At 69.4% G+C, this 445-nt stretch carries 1 pseudogene; it reads right to left on the reverse strand.

Going from position 1 to position 445, the window contains the following annotated elements:
• Positions 1-256: 256 nt before the first annotated feature.
• Positions 257-445, reverse strand: a pseudogene (locus tag ACOADB_RS03555) (acyl-CoA dehydrogenase); the annotation flags it as partial.

The following is a 445-nucleotide window of genomic DNA, read 5'->3' on the forward strand; positions in this document are numbered from 1 at the left end:
GCCGAGCTCGTAGACGCGCAGGTCGATGAACCAGTCCCACCGCCAGGCCAGCAACGCGCACCACAGCCCCACACCTACGGCGAGGGCGAGGACCAGACGACGGGCGGACCGGGACGATTCCACCCGGCGAGGCTAGGCGTGACCAGGGGCGTGGTCTGCCTCGTGGAAGCCGAAGTACCGAGACTTCACCCGCCTGTCGCCGACCCGACAGGCTGCTGACCCATGCCGTCCAGCCTTGCGCCCGGTCAGGGGGTCCTCACGGGTTCATCGAGTAGGCGCCGGCGGTCGAACGGGCATCGGCCCAGACCCGGGCAGAGCGCTCCTCGTCGAAGACCGGCCGACGCTGGATCGCGTTGGCACCCTTCACCTGGGCCTTGGTCAGCGACGGCTTCCTCGTGAGGTTCAGCGCGTGGGCCGAGACGTCGCCGACCAGCACCTCGAAGAT

The organism is Nocardioides sp. CPCC 206348 (assembly GCF_048654705.1).
GTDB lineage: Bacteria > Actinomycetota > Actinomycetes > Propionibacteriales > Nocardioidaceae > Nocardioides.